This is a genomic window from Coprobacillus cateniformis, from assembly GCF_009767585.1.
Taxonomy (GTDB): domain Bacteria; phylum Bacillota_I; class Bacilli_A; order Erysipelotrichales; family Coprobacillaceae; genus Coprobacillus; species Coprobacillus cateniformis.
Map to the genome: position 1 here is coordinate 3,409,436 of NZ_WSNW01000001.1, position 16,670 is coordinate 3,426,105.

15 protein-coding genes, 1 tRNA gene and 1 other RNA gene are annotated in these 16,670 nt (G+C 31.2%); 2 read left to right on the top strand and 15 right to left on the bottom strand.

What is annotated here, in order from left to right; translation table 11 throughout:
- Nucleotides 1–78: 78 nt before the first annotated feature.
- The 14 genes from GQF29_RS16895 to GQF29_RS16960 all read right to left on the bottom strand — a co-directional run bounded on the left by GQF29_RS16895 (nt 79) and on the right by GQF29_RS16960 (nt 15,435).
- A complete protein-coding gene (locus tag GQF29_RS16895) occupies nt 79–309 on the bottom strand; it encodes a DUF896 domain-containing protein (protein WP_054688583.1) in 231 nt (76 codons plus the stop codon).
- A gap of 14 nt (nt 310–323) precedes the next feature.
- A non-coding RNA gene (gene ssrS / locus GQF29_RS16900) (6S RNA) lies at nt 324–482 on the bottom strand.
- A gap of 249 nt (nt 483–731) precedes the next feature.
- The gene (gene yfmH, locus GQF29_RS16905) at nt 732–2,012 is read right to left on the bottom strand and encodes an EF-P 5-aminopentanol modification-associated protein YfmH (RefSeq protein WP_160340858.1); all 1,281 of its coding nucleotides are present in this window, start codon (nt 2,010–2,012) and stop codon (nt 732–734) included.
- Nucleotides 1,999–3,273, bottom strand: coding sequence for an EF-P 5-aminopentanol modification-associated protein YfmF (gene yfmF, locus GQF29_RS16910; RefSeq protein ID WP_160340859.1), 1,275 nt, complete (start codon nt 3,271–3,273; stop codon nt 1,999–2,001). The genes yfmH and yfmF overlap by 14 nt, the downstream gene beginning before the upstream one ends.
- A gap of 89 nt (nt 3,274–3,362) precedes the next feature.
- A complete protein-coding gene (locus GQF29_RS16915) occupies nt 3,363–4,316 on the bottom strand; it encodes an ABC transporter permease (protein ID WP_054688579.1) in 954 nt (317 codons plus the stop codon).
- Nucleotides 4,316–5,419: an ABC transporter permease gene (locus GQF29_RS16920; protein WP_117598775.1), complete on the bottom strand. Its 1,104-nt coding sequence runs from the start codon at nt 5,417–5,419 to the stop codon at nt 4,316–4,318. Before GQF29_RS16920 ends, GQF29_RS16915 begins: the two co-directional genes overlap by 1 nt.
- Entirely contained in the window at nt 5,416–6,939 is a 1,524-nt protein-coding gene (locus tag GQF29_RS16925) for an ABC transporter ATP-binding protein (protein WP_008789635.1), read from the bottom strand. Before GQF29_RS16925 ends, GQF29_RS16920 begins: the two co-directional genes overlap by 4 nt.
- A 123-nt stretch (nt 6,940–7,062) precedes the next feature.
- Nucleotides 7,063–8,148, bottom strand: a complete 1,086-nt coding sequence (locus GQF29_RS16930; protein ID WP_008789634.1) for a BMP family lipoprotein — start codon at nt 8,146–8,148, stop codon at nt 7,063–7,065.
- 517 nt (nt 8,149–8,665) lie between these two features.
- The gene (locus GQF29_RS16935; protein ID WP_017143730.1) at nt 8,666–10,945 is read right to left on the bottom strand and encodes an FtsK/SpoIIIE family DNA translocase; all 2,280 of its coding nucleotides are present in this window, start codon (nt 10,943–10,945) and stop codon (nt 8,666–8,668) included.
- A 76-nt stretch (nt 10,946–11,021) separates the two neighbouring features.
- Nucleotides 11,022–12,716 carry a ribonuclease J gene (locus tag GQF29_RS16940; protein ID WP_008789632.1) on the bottom strand — a complete coding sequence of 565 codons (1,695 nt, stop codon included), beginning with the start codon at nt 12,714–12,716 and terminating at the stop codon, nt 11,022–11,024.
- Nucleotides 12,717–12,835: 119 nt separating this feature from the next.
- Nucleotides 12,836–13,687, bottom strand: coding sequence for a 4-hydroxy-tetrahydrodipicolinate synthase (dapA, locus tag GQF29_RS16945; protein ID WP_008789631.1), 852 nt, complete (start codon nt 13,685–13,687; stop codon nt 12,836–12,838).
- Between the two features lies 1 nt (nt 13,688).
- Nucleotides 13,689–14,267 carry a dipicolinate synthase subunit B gene (locus GQF29_RS16950; RefSeq protein ID WP_017143729.1) on the bottom strand — a complete coding sequence of 193 codons (579 nt, stop codon included), beginning with the start codon at nt 14,265–14,267 and terminating at the stop codon, nt 13,689–13,691.
- Entirely contained in the window at nt 14,260–15,057 is a 798-nt protein-coding gene (locus tag GQF29_RS16955; RefSeq protein ID WP_008789628.1) for a hypothetical protein, read from the bottom strand. Before GQF29_RS16955 ends, GQF29_RS16950 begins: the two co-directional genes overlap by 8 nt.
- Before the next feature lie 60 nt (nt 15,058–15,117).
- Entirely contained in the window at nt 15,118–15,435 is a 318-nt protein-coding gene (locus tag GQF29_RS16960) for a hypothetical protein (RefSeq protein WP_008789627.1), read from the bottom strand.
- A 93-nt stretch (nt 15,436–15,528) separates the two neighbouring features.
- Here GQF29_RS16960 and GQF29_RS16965 point away from each other — a divergent pair, with 93 nt between their 5' ends.
- Nucleotides 15,529–16,071 (top strand): hypothetical protein, encoded by a 543-nt coding sequence (locus GQF29_RS16965; RefSeq protein ID WP_008789626.1) that lies wholly within the window; start codon nt 15,529–15,531, stop codon nt 16,069–16,071.
- Between the two features lie 7 nt (nt 16,072–16,078).
- Here the strand turns inward: GQF29_RS16965 and GQF29_RS16970 are convergent, their stop codons facing one another.
- Nucleotides 16,079–16,429 (bottom strand): diacylglycerol kinase family protein, encoded by a 351-nt coding sequence (locus tag GQF29_RS16970; protein WP_008789625.1) that lies wholly within the window; start codon nt 16,427–16,429, stop codon nt 16,079–16,081.
- Between the two features lie 126 nt (nt 16,430–16,555).
- On the opposite strand from GQF29_RS16970, the gene GQF29_RS16975 reads away from it, so the two are divergent.
- A tRNA-Arg gene (locus GQF29_RS16975) sits at nt 16,556–16,632 on the top strand.
- Nucleotides 16,633–16,670 lie beyond the last annotated feature (38 nt).

The following is a 16,670-nucleotide window of genomic DNA, read 5'->3' on the forward strand; positions in this document are numbered from 1 at the left end:
CCTCCTCAAAACACATTCATCGTTATTATACACAAAAAACATCTATTAGCAAACACCTATTTGCCAAATTTCATCATTTTAATTCATTTTTTTCGCATTTTTCAGTTTTTGTGGTGTAACATCATTACCTTTTGAGTCAACAACTTTAATACTTTTGAGTTGTTGTTGAAAACCACTTCTAAAGATTCTTAAGTACTCCTGTCTTAATTCATGCTGTCTTGCCTTTTCCTCTTCAGTCAAACCCACTGTTTTGCTTTTGTGAGCAAGTTCATTAATTTCTTTTATCATTTCATCACTTATCTTAGCCATATTTTCCTCCATAATAAAAACCTAAGAGTTTTAGATATTATCCCTGGTTAATACAGGTGGGTATCTTGTGTTCGACTTTAGGATTCCTATTCAAGATAGGCTTTCAACACCATCGACCAACAATCAGATTCCCTTATCTATCGTGTAGGAAATACATATTCTCTTAGGTCAAACTTATTATAGCATAAAAACTTATTCTGTAAACCTACGAAAAGGGTTTTTATTTTTGAAGTTTTTTCTATATCATTTTCTTCGTGTTTCCTACACTATACTCGGTTTTTCTATCTCTTTATTTTTTTCTCATTATAAGGACATTTTTTTGTATACCATTATCTTTCATGAAACCACATTTCTAAAAACATAAAAAATAATTTGTAAAAACAATAACAAAGTTTTATTAATAATTGTTATGGTTTCGTGAATTATTTAGATTTAACCATACAGGTGCTTGTTAAATCAATATCAAAAAGTGATTTTAAATTTTCAATATCTTCTTTTTTGAGAGTTGCTACACAATCTATTAAATCAAAAATCATAATTCCTTCAAAATAATATCTACTAAACAAATTAGCGATACCCTCTGGACTATTGAATACCCCTATTAAAACACCAATATTTTTCTTTTGAACACGCTGAAATTCAACATCATCAATAGTATAATCCTTTATTGTAAGGATCAAATCTAAAATCTTATCTCTTAATTTTTCTGGTTCCATAGTGTCTCCACCTATTTGCAAGAACGAATAATCTCTTTCTTGAGTGAAATTAGCACTAAAACTATCATTAATAATTCCTAAACGTGTCCATTCTTCAAATAAAGGTGAACTTTTAGAAAAGAGAAGATCCAATAAAATATTCATACCTAATTCTCTTTTTAATTTTTCTTTAGGATCAGTTAAAATATCATTAATTTTCATGGAAACAATAACTTTAGGCATAATGACATCCATATGCAAAATATCCTCTTTTTTATCAATTTCCTGAGGTTCTTTGATAATTTCTCTTTGAATCTGCTTTTCTTTATCAAAATCTTTTTTTGCTTGATTATTCCTAATCAGTTCAATTGTATCTTCAACCTGGATGTTTCCTACAACAAATAACATCATATTGCTAGGATGATAAAAGGTTTGATAACATTTTTCTAAAATATCTTTATCTATTTCATTAACTGTTTCGACGGTTCCAGCAATATCGATTTTAACTGGATGTTTTTGATAAAGGTTTTGAATACTCCCAAAATAACAACGCCAATCCGGATCATCATCATACATACCAATTTCCTGATTAATAATCCCCTTTTCTTTTTCAACTGTTTGATCAGTCAAATAAATATCTTGAACAAAATCCAGCAATAATTCAATACATTCATTCTCATGGCTTGTTGTATTAAATAGATAAGCAGTTCTTGAAGATGAAGTAAAAGCATTTGTGCTCGCTCCAAGTTGTGCGAATTTCTCACTTGCATCACCGTCTTGCATTTCAAACATTTTGTGTTCTAAGAAATGGGCGATCCCATCTGGAACAGTTAACATTTCATTTTCTCCTAGTGGTACAAATGTTGTATCTACAGAACCGAAGTGTGTTGAAAATAAACCATAAGTCTTCGAGAATCCTTTTTTAGGCAATAGATAGACTTTTAATCCATTGGCCATTTCTTCATAATATAAAGTTTCTTGTAGTGTCTGATAATTAATTGTTTCCATGAAAATCCTTTCCTGTAAGGAAGAATATTGTATCTAATTGTACTTTCTTCGCTACATTAATAATATCTTCTTTGCTTACATTTAATAATTTTTGAATATATTCATCATTCGTTTCTTTTTTGTGAGTAATGTCTCTATTATAAGCTAAGGCAATCATACTACCTGCTTCATCATTCGTTTTCCTTAAAGCATTTTGAAGCATAATTTTAGCAATTTGAATATCATTATCACTTAAATTTCCATTTTGAATATCTTCTAATTGTTCTTTAATAAGAATCATTGTTTTTTGATAATCTTTTGCTTCAATTCCAGCATTTACAATCATTATTCCATTAAACGCATCATAACTTGATGAAACATAATAACATAAACTATTCTCTTCTCTAACAACCTTAAATAAACGTGATTGAGAAAAACCGCCAAATAAAGCATTAAATACGGTGAATGCATAATGATGATTGGATGTAAAATCACAATCAATGCGATAACCCATATTGAGTTTAGATTGGGTTAAGTCCTGTTCCTCTATTATCTCTAAAATATCTTGACGCTGACTATCAAAACTATATGCTGAAGGATAATCTTTGTTGTTTTCAGGAAATTTAAGATGCTGATCCAATATATCTATAATTGATTCATCTATATCTCCTACAACATAAAGATGTTTTTCATCATTTTGAATAGTCTGTAAAAAATATTTGTAAAGATCATGAGAAGAAATTGTATCCACTTCATCTTCATATCCAGTACTTGGAATCCCCAATGTATGATTTTTTCCCATATACTCAAATAATTTATCTAATGAATAAGAAAACTTATCATCTTTATTAACTTGTAATCTTTCTTTCAGTTCTTTTTTCTTCATTTTAACAATTTCTTCATCGAACTGTTGATTTTGAACAAGAGGATTAAAAAACAAATCGCTTAATAACTGAATTTGGCGAACCAGCAAAGATTCATTAATAGGTAAATAAACATCATTCACAAAACTCGAATAAACATTTATTGTTTGTGATTTTCCTTTAGTTGCAATATTTGTAGATAATCTAGCCCCATAATTTTCATCAAGATATGATGCCAATTCTTTTGTAGATGGATATTTTTTTGTTGCTGCAACGATAACAAATGTTAATAGAGTTCTTAATGTTGTTGTTTCTTTTGTCAATGGACTTTGCAAACGCAAAGACATTGTTATTGTTTTAAATTTCTTTGTAGGGATTAAATGTAATGTATATCCCTTCATTTGATAAACTGTTTCCATAAATTCTCCTTTTCTCGCATATTACTATTATACTCATTTTTTATAAAAATAAAATAAAAAAAGGCCAGGACTTTCATCCTGATCTCTTTTTAACGTTTTCCTTTGTCAAACGGCTCACCTTCTGCACGTGGTGCAGCAGAGTTTTTTGAAACAAAAGCAAGAACAATTAAAGTTGCTATATAAGGTATAATTTTATAAACAACAGCTGGAATTCCTAAACCTAATAAAAACGGAATAGCATTTGATGTAGCAGCTATGGTTTTCATAAATCCAAAGAATAAAGCTGCAAAAAAGATTTTAAACGGTTTCCATTGTCCAAAAATCAAAACCGCTAGAGCTAAGAATCCATATCCAGCGACAGTTGCGTTAAAAATTGTACTTGTTGGAATAATTAAAACCAAACCACCAATTCCAGCTAATAGACCTGAAATAAGAACGCCAGCATAGCGCATTTTATATACGTTAATCCCAGCACTATCGGCTGCTTGAGGCAATTCTCCACAAGCACGTAGTCTCAAACCAAATTTTGTTTTATAAATAAGTACATATGATATTAAAAGAATAATGATTCCTAAAAAAGTTGTCACATATGTATTTTGGAAAAACATTGGGCCAATAACAGGAATACTGCCTAATAAAGGTATTGATTCAATCCTGAAAAGATTATCAAAAGAAATCTGTTGTGTTCCAAGAATTAATCTTCCAAAAAAGACACAAAAAGCTGGAGCAAATATATTCAAAGCAGTCCCACTAATTGTTTGGTCAGCTTTCATATGTATAGAAGCGAATGCATGCAGTAATGAGAATAACATACCTGTCCCTCCAGCAATCAATAATGCAATAATAAGATTAAGCTGTGGCGGCAATGCATCACCAAATAAATGTAAATATGAAACTCCAAACAATGCACCAATTAACATAATACCTTCTAATGCGATATTAATAACACCGCTTCGTTCAGAAAACAATCCTGCTAAAGCAACTATAAGCAAAGGAATAGCAAAAGTCCATGTTTGCTGAATAACAAAATAAAATAAATCCATTATTCATCACCTTCCTTTGTTTCTATCATTTGTTTTTTATGACTAGACTTCTTTTTAGCTAACCAAAGTTTTATCATTAACGATAAAGCAGAGCAATAGATAATAGCAGAAATAATAATATCAACAATTTCAGGAATGAAACCAAATTGTTGCATTAAGTTTCCACCAACAGTTAAATATGATATAAAAATTCCTGAGAAGAAAATTCCAATGGGATTAGATAGCCCTAATAGTGCAACAGGAATTCCATTAAATCCTTCTGGAGCGAGAACTTCAACGATACTGATAAATTTTCCTGATCCAGAAAGATATACCAATCCTCCACCGATTCCAGCTAGAGCACCAGCTATCACCATCGCCAATACAATATTTTTCTTTTCATTAATACCAGCATATCTTGCTGCATCAGCATTAAAACCGCATGCTTTCATTTCATATCCGAATTTTGTTTTATTGAGTATAATGTAAATAATGACAACCATTCCTAAAGCAATCAAAATACCAGCATTAAGTGTAGAACCCCTAAATAATTGATCTAATCCCAAACGAGGAATTTCAGCTGAAGATGCAACCCCCAATGATTGAGATCTTAATTCATCAAAAACAGTTGCTTTTACTAAAAAGTTTACGAGATACATTCCAATATAATTCATCATGATAGAACTGATAACTTCGTTAACATTTAAATATGCCTTCATAATTCCTGGAACTATTGCCCATAATCCACCAACAATAAATGCAGCCAGCAAAGCTACTATCCAATGAATTTCAGCAGGTAAAAAAGTCCAATGAACACCAACATAAACTGCAGCAAAGGCACCAGTAATGAACTGTCCAGGTGTCCCAATATTGAATAGACCTGTTTTAAAAGCAAAGCCTACAGAAAGACCAGTCATGATAATTGGAATAGCATAAAATAAAACACGTCCAATCCCCATCATTCCCATTTTCAACGGACCAAACAGCATGTTCAAAAATCCATCAAAAGCATTAGCAGGATTCGTAAAAAGAATAATAACTAACCCAAACAACAGCCCTATAGCAATAGCCATACAAGAAGATATAAAACTGCTGGCCCCCTCACTCTTTAACCATTTTTTCATTTTACACCCTCCTTCTTAGAACCAGCCATATATAAGCCTAATTCTTGAATAGTAGTTTTTTCTGGATTTAATTCAGCAACAATTTCACCTTCATAAATTACTAAAATACGATCAGCTAAATTCATGACTTCATCCAATTCAAGAGAAATCAAAAGAATTGCACGGCCTTTATCCCTTTCGGCTACAAGTTCAGAATGAATAAACTCAATAGCACCTACATCCAAACCACGTGTTGGTTGAACTGCAATTAAAAGCTTAGGATCATTATCTACTTCTCTTGCAATAATTGCCTTTTGCTGGTTACCACCAGACATACTACGTGCAATTGTTTTTGATCCCTGCCCACTTCGCACATCAAATTTTTGAATAAGATGATCTGAATATTCTGTCATTTTCTTATAATCTAAGAAACCATGATTATTAAATTCCTTTTTGAAATAACTCTTTAAAGCCATATTATATGATAGAGGATAATCTAATACCAAACCATAACGATGTCTATCTTCTGGAATATGTCCTAATCCAGCAACATTTCTAGTAAATATAGAAGTATGAGTTATATCCTGATTATCTAATAAAATTGTCCCTTCTTTGACTGGCATTAATCCAGATAAAGCATAAACCAATTCAGATTGTCCATTTCCATCAATACCAGCAATACAAACAATTTCCCCTTTACGAACTTCGAAATTTACATCATTAACCACATCTTTATGATCTTTTTTTCCAACACATAGATGTTGTACACTCAATACAACATCAGTTGGTTTAGCCATTTCTTTGTTTACATTAAAATTAACTTTACGTCCAACCATCATTTCTGACATTTCTTCTTTAGACGTTTCACCAACCTCAATTGTTCCAATGTATTTTCCTTTTCTAAGAACTGTACATCGATCAGCTACCTCTTTTATTTCATTTAATTTATGAGTAATAAATAAGATTGATTTTCCCTCCGCTGAAAGATTCTTCATAATGTTCATCAATTCTTTAATTTCTTGAGGCGTTAATACAGCAGTAGGTTCATCAAAAATAAGAATTTCATTATCTCTGTATAACATTTTTAAAATTTCAACACGTTGTTGCATTCCAACAGTAATTTCACTAATTATTTCATCACAATCAACATTTAAATGATACTTTTGACTCAAATCATTCACTTTTTTTCTAGCCGCATCTAATGTCAATAGTCCCTTTTTTGTATCTTCAGCACCTAAAATAATATTTTCTAACACTGTAAAATTATGTACTAGTTTAAAATGCTGATGAACCATTCCGATTCCTAGTTTGTTGGCATCATTTGGATCTTTAATAGTTACTTCTTGACCATTCATCTTAATGACACCTTTTTCAGCTTGATAAAGTCCGAAAAGCACACTCATTAAAGTTGATTTTCCAGCTCCATTTTCACCCAATAAAGCATGAATTTCGCCTTTTTTTAACTGAAGTGTTATATCATCATTAGCTATGATTCCTGGGAATTCTTTTGTAATATGACACATTTCAATTACATATTCCATTCAATCTCCTCCTTATCCAATATTATATCTTTTTTTTCAACAAATATAAATATATTTTTCATATTCAGGATAATTTCACAAAAAAAGAGAAGGCTCCTAAAACCCTCTCTCAATCACACAAAATTATTTCACAAGTGTAACTTTTACATTTGATACTTTAATATCAGTAACAGCTTTAGCACCTTCATTATTAATGATTTTAACTTCATCATTAACTAGTTTCTTATAAAGTGTATCATAATCAGCTTGTGTGAATTTTTTAAATCTAGAAGTTTTCATTGGTAAACCAACAGCTTCATCTTTTGCACTTAAAACAAGATCCTGTCCACCTTTGAATGAACCATCATCAATTGCTTTCAATTGAACTTGAACTGAATGAGCTAATTGTTTGTATGCAGAAGTTAAAACATATTCACCTTCACCATTTTGATCAACATCAACACCAATAACAAGTCCATTATTTTGTTGAGCAGCAGCGCTGATTGAAGCGAAGATTCCTCCACCACATGAGAAAATAATTTCTGTTCCAGATTTATACCAAGAAGCAGCCTCAGTTTGAATTGCAGGATCTGGGATAAAAGAATCTGTATATTTATATTGTAATTCAATATTAATACCTAATTCTTTTGCAGCATCATTTGCACCTTGAACATAACCATAACCAAAGTTAACAACTGCAGGCACCGCTTGACCACCCATAAAACCAAGTTTAGTATGTCCTTCTTTTACAGCAGCATAACCAGCCAAATAACCAGATTCTTGTTCAGCATATTTAATACTTACTGTATTATCAGCCGTTTTGAATTCTTTATATTGACCATCTTTGTTTGGAACCCCATCAATTAAAATAAATTTCACATCAGGATATGTAGTTTGTTTTTCATAAATAGATGCTTCAAATAAATAACCTGGAGTCACAACAACATTTGCCTTGTAGTCATTAACAGCTTGATCAATAGCTTCATTGTAAGCTTGAGTTGTTCCATCAGTAGGTTTAATGTACTCAGTCTTAGCACCTGTTTCTGTGCCATAAGCTTTAATTCCTTCCCAAGTCCCTTGGTTAAAAGATTTGTCCTCAATTGTACCTTTGTCAGTAATCATAACAATGGTATTTTTCTTAGAGTCATCTTTTTTGTCGCCATCATCATTACCACCGCATCCAACAAGAATCATTGATAATGCTAATAAAGACGCAAACATTTTTTTCATATTCAGTTTTCCTCCTTCAAAATTTCTACACATATTTTAACATTAAATTTACAAAAAGAAAAGAAAGATTATCTATTCAATAAAACATTTTTATAGATGCTCATTCTATTAATTGTTTTATTTCACTCAAATAAATTAAAAACACAACAAAAAAAGATTAAATGGGTATTGTTTGCAGTAAAGCTTGATTAAGAATATAAACTATCTGCTTGTAGTTTAGATATATTGAAGTATTATAGAAAAGAATTTTTATTTTCTTGAATGCATTCCATTTCTGTAAAACTATATCATTATATACATGATATTTTCTTATTATTTACAACAAACCTAAATCCGTTATATTTGCATGCAATACTAGCATATAAATAATCCTTTTCATTATAGAGTCTTGTTCTTTCTTTTTTACCTTCGAATGTTCATTTTGACATATTTAAACCCCTCCAGTTAATAATTCAACCAGAGGGGACAGTTCTTCTATCCACTTTTTAAGTGAAAGAGAATTATGTAAGTCTTTTTTCTATAAGTCTTCTTCGTGATACTGCCTTATAAAAACTTCTCTTGGCTTACTACCAAGCTGTGGTCCAATAACACCATCTTCTTCTAACTGATCGATGATACGTGCAGCTTTGTTATAGCCGATTCTAAATTTACGTTGCAATAATGATGTGCTGGCTTTTTGTGCCTGAATAACAAATTCACGACACATTTCATACTCTTCATCACCATCATCATAATCATCACCAGATGAAGAATTTGATGATGTTGCTTTGGCATTAACATATTTATCTTCATAAATAGCTTCCTGCTGCTGGGAAACATAATGAACAATATCAGAGACTTCATCATCAGACACAAAGCAACCTTGAACACGAATAGGTGATGAAGCTCCCATAGGGGAAAATAGCATATCTCCTTTTCCTAATAATTTCTCTGCTCCAGATGTATCTAAGATTGTTCTTGAATCAATACTTGAAGAAACTGCAAATGCAATACGTGAAGGAATATTTGCTTTGATAACACCTGTAATGATATCAGTAGATGGTCTTTGTGTCGCAACGATTAAGTGAATCCCAGCTGCTCTAGCCATTTGAGATATACGCATAATACAATCTTCAACATCTTTACTTGCAACCATCATCAAGTCAGCAACTTCATCTAAAATGATAACATGATATGATAGAATTTCTTTTTGTTCAGAATCACTTTTTCCATTATTATAATCTTTTACAAATTCATTATAGCTTTTAATATTTCTCGCATTGACACTTGCAAAGAGATCATAACGTCTCTCCATTTCTGAAACAACTTCTCTAAGTACTGCTGCTGCTTTCTTTGGATCAGTAACCACAGGCGCTAGCAGATGTGGAATACCATTATAGATAGAAAGTTCCACCTTCTTAGGATCAACCAAAATTAATTTCACTTCATCTGGTTTTGCTCGCATTAATATAGAAGAAATGATTGTGTTGACACAAACAGATTTTCCTGAACCAGTTGCCCCGGCTATTAATAAATGGGGCATTTTATCTAATTCAGCATAAATTGGCTTGCCAGAAATATCCTTTCCTAAAGCAACAACTAACTTGTTACTTTCCATTTTTTTATCAGTTGATAATGTTTTAAAAACATCTTTGAACGCAACCATTGATGCAGATTGATTTGGAACTTCAATTCCAACATATGGCTTTCCTGGAATTGGAGCTTCAATACGAATGTCAGCAGTTGCAAGTGCAAGTTTGATATCATCTTGTAATTGAAGTATTTTATTGACACGAGTCCCTGTTTCCAATTTTAATTCATATTTTGTAATTGTAGGGCCAATAAAGGCATTTTCAATTGTAGCATTAACGCCAAATTGTTTTAAAACAGTCGTTAAGCGTGCCGCGTTTTTGTTTGCTGAAGTTCTTTCTTTTGAAGCATTATTCGTAGATTTTGTAGATAACAAACTTAGTGGTGGCAGATGGTATTGAGATGAAGATTTGCGTGGTTTCACTTGAATTGTTTCTTCAGTAACTTCTTCTATTTCCGTTTTAACAGGTTCCATTTCTTTAATATCTATTTTCATATTTTCATCATTAAACTCAAATGCACTTGTAATTTCAGGGTCTAAAACAGGTTCCTTTGGTTCATCTTCAAATATTTCATCTGGAAACAAAGGGATTTCCTCACTTTTTGATAAGAAATCAAAGAAGTGAGATTTTTTCTTTAAAACAATAGTTTGAGGAACTGGTTCAGATGATTCTTCCTTTTGTTTCTTAACTGGTTTTTTCTTTTTCTTTTGTTTTGCTTGATATTGTACATAAAGTTTGCTAAATAACAGAGCACATCCAATTAATAAAACAACAATAGCTAAAATCAAAGTTCCTAAACTATCAAACAAAGCACTTAAAGACCCATAAAAGATATGTCCAAGCAATCCACCTTTATTAAAAGTTTTTCCCTGAATATACGTATTGATAACACCAATTCCTTTAACTTGCGGATCACCAGGAATTGTTGCGAGTGTTAAAGCACTCGCAAATATCAAATAAAACCCAAGTGCTTCAGGTCCTTTAAAACGTGGAATTTTTGCCTTATAAATAATATAACAACATAACAAACTAAGGATAGCATAAACAACACCATAAAGATTACCAACAAAAAAAGTAAACATTTGGTGAAGCCCCTGACCAATAAAGCCGAGCCTCAAAGCTGCAATAACAATGATAAATAATATTAAGAGTGTTATAATTCGTAAACGTAATGTTTCTTCTATAATTTGATTTTGAGATTTCTTTGTTCGTTTTGATTTAGCCATGCCCTCACCTACTTTCACTTTCCTCATTATAACAAAATATTCCAATATTGAAAAGAAAAAGCAAGATTTCTCTTGCTTATTTTTCGACAACAACACCTATAAAAACAGGCTTTTTACCAGTTTCTTTCACAATATACTTCATACATTGATCTTTCATCATTGCACGAACATCAGCAACTTCTAATTCAGGATTTTCTTTATATTTTGCTATTACATTTTCACAAATTTCAATAATATGCTTTATCACATATTCTGAATCTTTTAAATAAACAAAACCTCTTGTCTGACAATCAGTTTGAGCAATAATATCCTTTGTCTCTCTAGAAATTGTTAATCCTACAATGACCACACCATCATTAGCAAGTTGTATACGATCGTCTATAACTTTTTCGCCAACATCGCCAATACCAATTCCATCAATCATAATATCTTCAATTTCAAAAGTATCACGAGCACTTTCCAATTCACCATTTTTAAATGTAATACGTTCACCATTATCTAAAATAACAATATGATCATCTTTAATCCCCATATCCTTAGCAATGTGCATATTAGAAATAAAGTGTTGATACTCTCCTTTTATAGGAATGTAGTATTTAGGATTAAAAATCTGAATAATGACCTTGATATCTTCTTCAGAAGCATGCATAGAAAATAAATCTTTATTCTTTAATAAATGAATATGAGCATCTGTTTTATATAGACCATTATGTGCTTTATTTGCAATTTTTTCAGTTCCTGGTAATACTGGAGAAGCGACAATGAATGTATCTCCTTTTCTTAACTTTAATAAATCATCTCCACCATCAATAATATCACAAATATCATGATAGATTCTTCTTGGACTGCCACTTAATAAAATAACATAATTGCTATCATATTGAGGTTTCCCTATATTTTCTTTTTTACCTAACAATCGATTTGGAACATCAATAATAGGTTCTTTTGATTTTTGTCCTAAACGCAATAAACTATTTGTATTGTCATACTTATCTCTACCATAGAAAACAATTTGTCGTTTATATTTTTTTGTTAATTCAATAATTTCTTTTGTTCTAAAAACATTCTGAGCATAACTAGAAATAATAATCCTTTCATTACTATCTTCAAAAATATGATCAATTTTATTTGTTAACTTATGATTTGGAGATGTGTAGCCCTCATGTTTTGAACTTGATGATTCAACCAGCAGTGCCAGAACACCTTTTTTACCAATTTCCATCATTTTCTGAATATCACATCTAAACCCTTCTGGTGCTCCAAAATCAATAATAAATTCACCACTATAGACAATATATCCTTGATCTGTCCATAAAGCCACACCAACACTTCCAGGAATTGAATGTGTCACTGGAAAAAACTCAATTGGAACACCTGCTATATCAATTGAAGCATTTCGTTTAACACGTCTTAAATCCAAATTTAACCGAACACGATTATGACGCTGGAAACGTTCTACCATTTGTTCAATCAAATCTGCTGTCAGATTTGGAGCATAAACTGGCGCTTTTACAGTTTGTAATAAATATGGTAAAGCTGCCATAGCATCATCATGAGCATGAGTAATAATAATCGCCACAATCTGCTCTGCTCTTTCTTCTAAATATGTAAAACTAGGAATGATGACATCAACACCTAGTTTGTCCGAATCAGGAAAACGAAACCCTGAATCTATTATAAAAATCTTGTCATTGATTTCAAAGCAGTACATGCTTTTACCCATTTCTGCTTGTCCACCCATAGGTATAAACCTAACGATATCTTTTTTCATCTTTTCACCCTTTCATTCTGCTTTCTATGATCATTTCTATATACATTATACATGCGTTTATGATTTGTGTATAGGTTTTTTCAAAAGTATCAATATCATATCACATTCTGATTTAAGCTTCAAATCATTTTCTTATATTTTTCAATGAGTGGTGTGAGTTTGACTTCTGAATCTTCTTCAATTGGTGTTAAAGGACAGCGTAATATATTCTGAATATACCCAAGTTGGCTTAATATATACTTAATTGGTGCAGGAGATGGTTCAATAAAAACATATTCACTGATTAATTTTAAATATCGATCATCAAAGATATTCTCATTCCTGCATATTTCTTCTATCAATGGATAATCCAAATGACTGGAAACTGAAATAATCCCATCAGCTCTTTGCTTCAATCCTTCTAATAACAAATGATCATCACCAATATAAACCTTAAATTGTGGCAAGGCATCTTTAAGCATGTGAATCTCATCCAGTGGTCCACATTGTTTCATACCAATAATATTTTTATGTTTATTAGCCAGACGAATAACTGTTGATACATCAATAGCAACTCCACAACGACTTGGAATATTATAAATCATAATCTTCTTATCAGTTGATGATGCAATTAAATCAAAATGTTTAAAAATACCACTTTGACTCGGTTTAATATAATATGGAACAATAACGAGATATGCATAGATGCGTGGATTGTCCTTATACATATTGATATGTCTAATAACTTGTGACGTACTATTTGAACTAATCCCCACAATCACTCTAATTTGTGGATATTTCTCTAAAATATTCTCAACCAACAATCTTCTTTCATCTAATTTAAGTGTCGATGTTTCACCTGTTGTTCCACATAACAAAAATGATTTGTTGCCTTCTTCGATAAGTTTATCCATAATACGGTATAACCCAGCATAATCAATTGATTGGTCTTGATTAAAGGGTGTGATTAAAGCAGTAAATATTTCTTTCATTTTATACCTCCTTATAACCTAATAGAAATGGTTGATACTGTTCATGTTTTAATGCACATTTTAATGTTTTTGAAACCTTTTTATGACATGCAATCATACTGTTAGGTTTCTTTTTATATTGATCCTGATACATTGGAACAAAATAGAAATTCTTTTTATTCATTAATGAGAAAAGATTCTTACCACTGTTTGAAAGAATATCATTTGAAAAGACACCTAAGACAATTGGAACATTGTTTCTCAAAGAAGACTTCACTAACATTGTTACACCATTATCATTGATACCACAATCTAACTTAGCCATTGTTGATGCATCACATGGATAGACCAGAACAGCATCTAATTTTTTTGATGGTCCATAAACTTCTGCTTCTTGTATTGTCGTATGCAGTTCTTTTTTTACAACTTCTTTAATTTTCTCTTTCAAATCATGACTTGAGTAGAACCTCGTATCCATTGTATTCACATGAGGCGTTAAAAAGACCTCTATTTCATAATCTTTCACTAATTCCTTCATCACTATCAACATATCATCCATACTACAAAATGAACCTGTAATACAAAATCCTAATTTAAGCATTCTCTAACTCCCTTTCTATTTCATCAGCAACCATCTTTCCCGCATACCCATAAGCATACTTACATGGTATTGAGGAGAGGATTTGACAATTTAATCCCTTAGATAAAGCATAGTGATGGTCGATTCCATATGGATATGATGCAATATCAACTATCATCAATCTCTTATGAGCTTTATCAATTTCATTTTCTTTCACCACAACATAAGGAATCGTATTGATTAAAATATCTAATTTTGATAAATCCAAATCATTTAAATGCAAATATCTAGCTCCCATATCTTCTATATCTTTTTGATATTCTGCTTTACGTACTGCAACAGATACATTTGCTTTCATTGCCACTAAATAATCAATAATTGGTTTGGCACAATGTCCAAATCCCAATATGCATATTTCACTTTCATACAAAGGATATCTCCGATGCATAATCATATAAGACAATAGTCCTTCAGCTGTTAATATACTATTCTTGACAATAAAATCTTCTTTATCTAGAAGAGCAGAATACCTAAATTGATATTGCGCAGATAATTCTTCTAAATATTCATTATGAATCAATGTTAGTATCAAACAATGAGATTTAAAAGCAGCCAACATGTCCTCATCAATAACAACTGTTTCTTGATGTGTCTGTAAACGATTTTTTCTATCAATTCCTCGCATCCCCATATAAATCACATCAGCATATTTCATATCTTTGAATTGATCACTGACATAATAACCTCTATGAAGCATTTCTTCCATGAGTTCTAGCGAACGCATATCATCATGATTAACAAAAACCAACATTTTTCCCACCTCACTATTAAATTATGTTAGATTACCTAAAATGTGAAAGAAGAAAGGCAATTAATGCCTTTCCTCTTCTTCGTCTTCACACACAATTGGATCTAATAAGATAATCAATTGCGTAAAAGAATGCATAACACTTTTAATAGCAACTTCAGCAATATCTGATTCACTCATACCATCATGAATCATGTCCACTATGTAAATGAGTTTTAAACAAAATCGATAATTGTCTTTATTATCACCGACATATGCAGTCATAAACAGTTTGATTTGGTGATTAGCTAATTTCTCATATTCAAAATCAACATGGACATCATTTCCCCATACATCTGAATTACTGCGTTCATATTTCAGTGCTTCAATTCTTGGATCCATTTTTTTACCTCCTTACTTATATATTCATAATTTTTTTCTATTTTTCTTTTTATTTTTTAAAAAAAGTATATAATTCTTTCAAAGAGGTGTTTTATGATTTATCTATTCATATGTTTCTTCACAATTTTTATAACAAGTCGTGCGAATCTGATGTATGAGAATATGACTGGTGTTGCTACAATGGCTGAATATCGATTGCTTGTTATTTTCTTTACAATTCTTTCATCTTGTTATTTTGTTTACAAAACACACAAGATTTTTCATTTTTTATTTTGGCAAAAAAAATACATTTATAACATTATAAACCTAACTGGATTGACAATGTCTCTAGGCGCATTATGTCCATATACAATAAATGGGCAGGATCTTTTTTCAAAACTCCATGTTTATTGTTCAATGTTTTCAAGTATAAGTTTTCTTGTATTATTATTTATTTGGACTAGACAGTTGGTTTTTGAGAATATAACAATATACAATCGTATTCACTGGTTCTATGATTTTGGCATTCAAATGTTAGGTATCCTTATTGTTGTCTTCACAAGAGTCAATGGATATATTGAAATTATATTTGCTATTTTGGTTTGTTCATATCTGTATATGATAGAAAGACATTTTGCAAAAGAAAAGAGCGATTAACATCGCTCTAAAAGATTCTAGGGATAAATATTAGCAATCCAATCAGAACTGCTATAATAGCACTTACCAAAACAGCTCCTGCCGCAACATCTTTAGCGTACTTTGCTAAAGGATGTTTTTGTGGGCTACACAAATCAACAACTGCTTCTATTGCTGTATTAACAAGTTCCAATGAAATAACTATTGCAAACAATAACAAACAGATCATCCATTCAAAATAAGATATATGAAATGCAAAACCACATATAATGACACATCCCATAATAAATATATGTATCTTTAAATTACGTTCTCTAAGGAAACATTTTTCAATGCCCTCTATAGCATACTTTAAACTTTTATCAAATCTCGCTTTCATACACTCACCCTTCCCTATACTCAGTATAGCATAAAAGCTTTCTTAAAAATATCAGAAAAAATCACAAAAAAGTCTTGCATCATTTTTCTGGCTATGCTATTATATATGAGCAGTTGAAAAACAGATGTCTACGTAGCTCAGCTGGATAGAGCACACGCCTTCTAAGCGTGCGGTCGCAGGTTCGAATCCTGCCGTGGACGCCATTAGAAAAAACGCCCTTTATAAGGGTTTTTTTATTATA

Bases quoted from the DNA above. Each gene is read 5' to 3' on its own strand.
- GQF29_RS16965 (WP_008789626.1), top strand. From the start codon at position 15,529: ATGATTTATCTATTCATATGTTTCTTCACAATTTTTATAACAAGTCGT.
- dapA (WP_008789631.1), bottom strand. From the start codon at position 13,687: ATGAAAGAAATATTTACTGCTTTAATCACACCCTTTAATCAAGACCAA.
- GQF29_RS16925 (WP_008789635.1), bottom strand. From the start codon at position 6,939: ATGGAATATGTAATTGAAATGTGTCATATTACAAAAGAATTCCCAGGA.
- GQF29_RS16970 (WP_008789625.1), bottom strand. From the start codon at position 16,429: ATGAAAGCGAGATTTGATAAAAGTTTAAAGTATGCTATAGAGGGCATT.
- GQF29_RS16940 (WP_008789632.1), bottom strand. From the start codon at position 12,716: ATGAAAAAAGATATCGTTAGGTTTATACCTATGGGTGGACAAGCAGAA.
- GQF29_RS16960 (WP_008789627.1), bottom strand. From the start codon at position 15,435: ATGGATCCAAGAATTGAAGCACTGAAATATGAACGCAGTAATTCAGAT.
- GQF29_RS16935 (WP_017143730.1), bottom strand. From the start codon at position 10,945: ATGGCTAAATCAAAACGAACAAAGAAATCTCAAAATCAAATTATAGAA.
- yfmH (WP_160340858.1), bottom strand. From the start codon at position 2,012: ATGGAAACAATTAATTATCAGACACTACAAGAAACTTTATATTATGAA.
- GQF29_RS16950 (WP_017143729.1), bottom strand. From the start codon at position 14,267: ATGCTTAAATTAGGATTTTGTATTACAGGTTCATTTTGTAGTATGGAT.
- GQF29_RS16915 (WP_054688579.1), bottom strand. From the start codon at position 4,316: ATGGATTTATTTTATTTTGTTATTCAGCAAACATGGACTTTTGCTATT.
- GQF29_RS16895 (WP_054688583.1), bottom strand. From the start codon at position 309: ATGGCTAAGATAAGTGATGAAATGATAAAAGAAATTAATGAACTTGCT.
- yfmF (WP_160340859.1), bottom strand. From the start codon at position 3,273: ATGGAAACAGTTTATCAAATGAAGGGATATACATTACATTTAATCCCT.
- GQF29_RS16930 (WP_008789634.1), bottom strand. From the start codon at position 8,148: ATGAAAAAAATGTTTGCGTCTTTATTAGCATTATCAATGATTCTTGTT.
- GQF29_RS16955 (WP_008789628.1), bottom strand. From the start codon at position 15,057: ATGTTGGTTTTTGTTAATCATGATGATATGCGTTCGCTAGAACTCATG.
- GQF29_RS16920 (WP_117598775.1), bottom strand. From the start codon at position 5,419: ATGAAAAAATGGTTAAAGAGTGAGGGGGCCAGCAGTTTTATATCTTCT.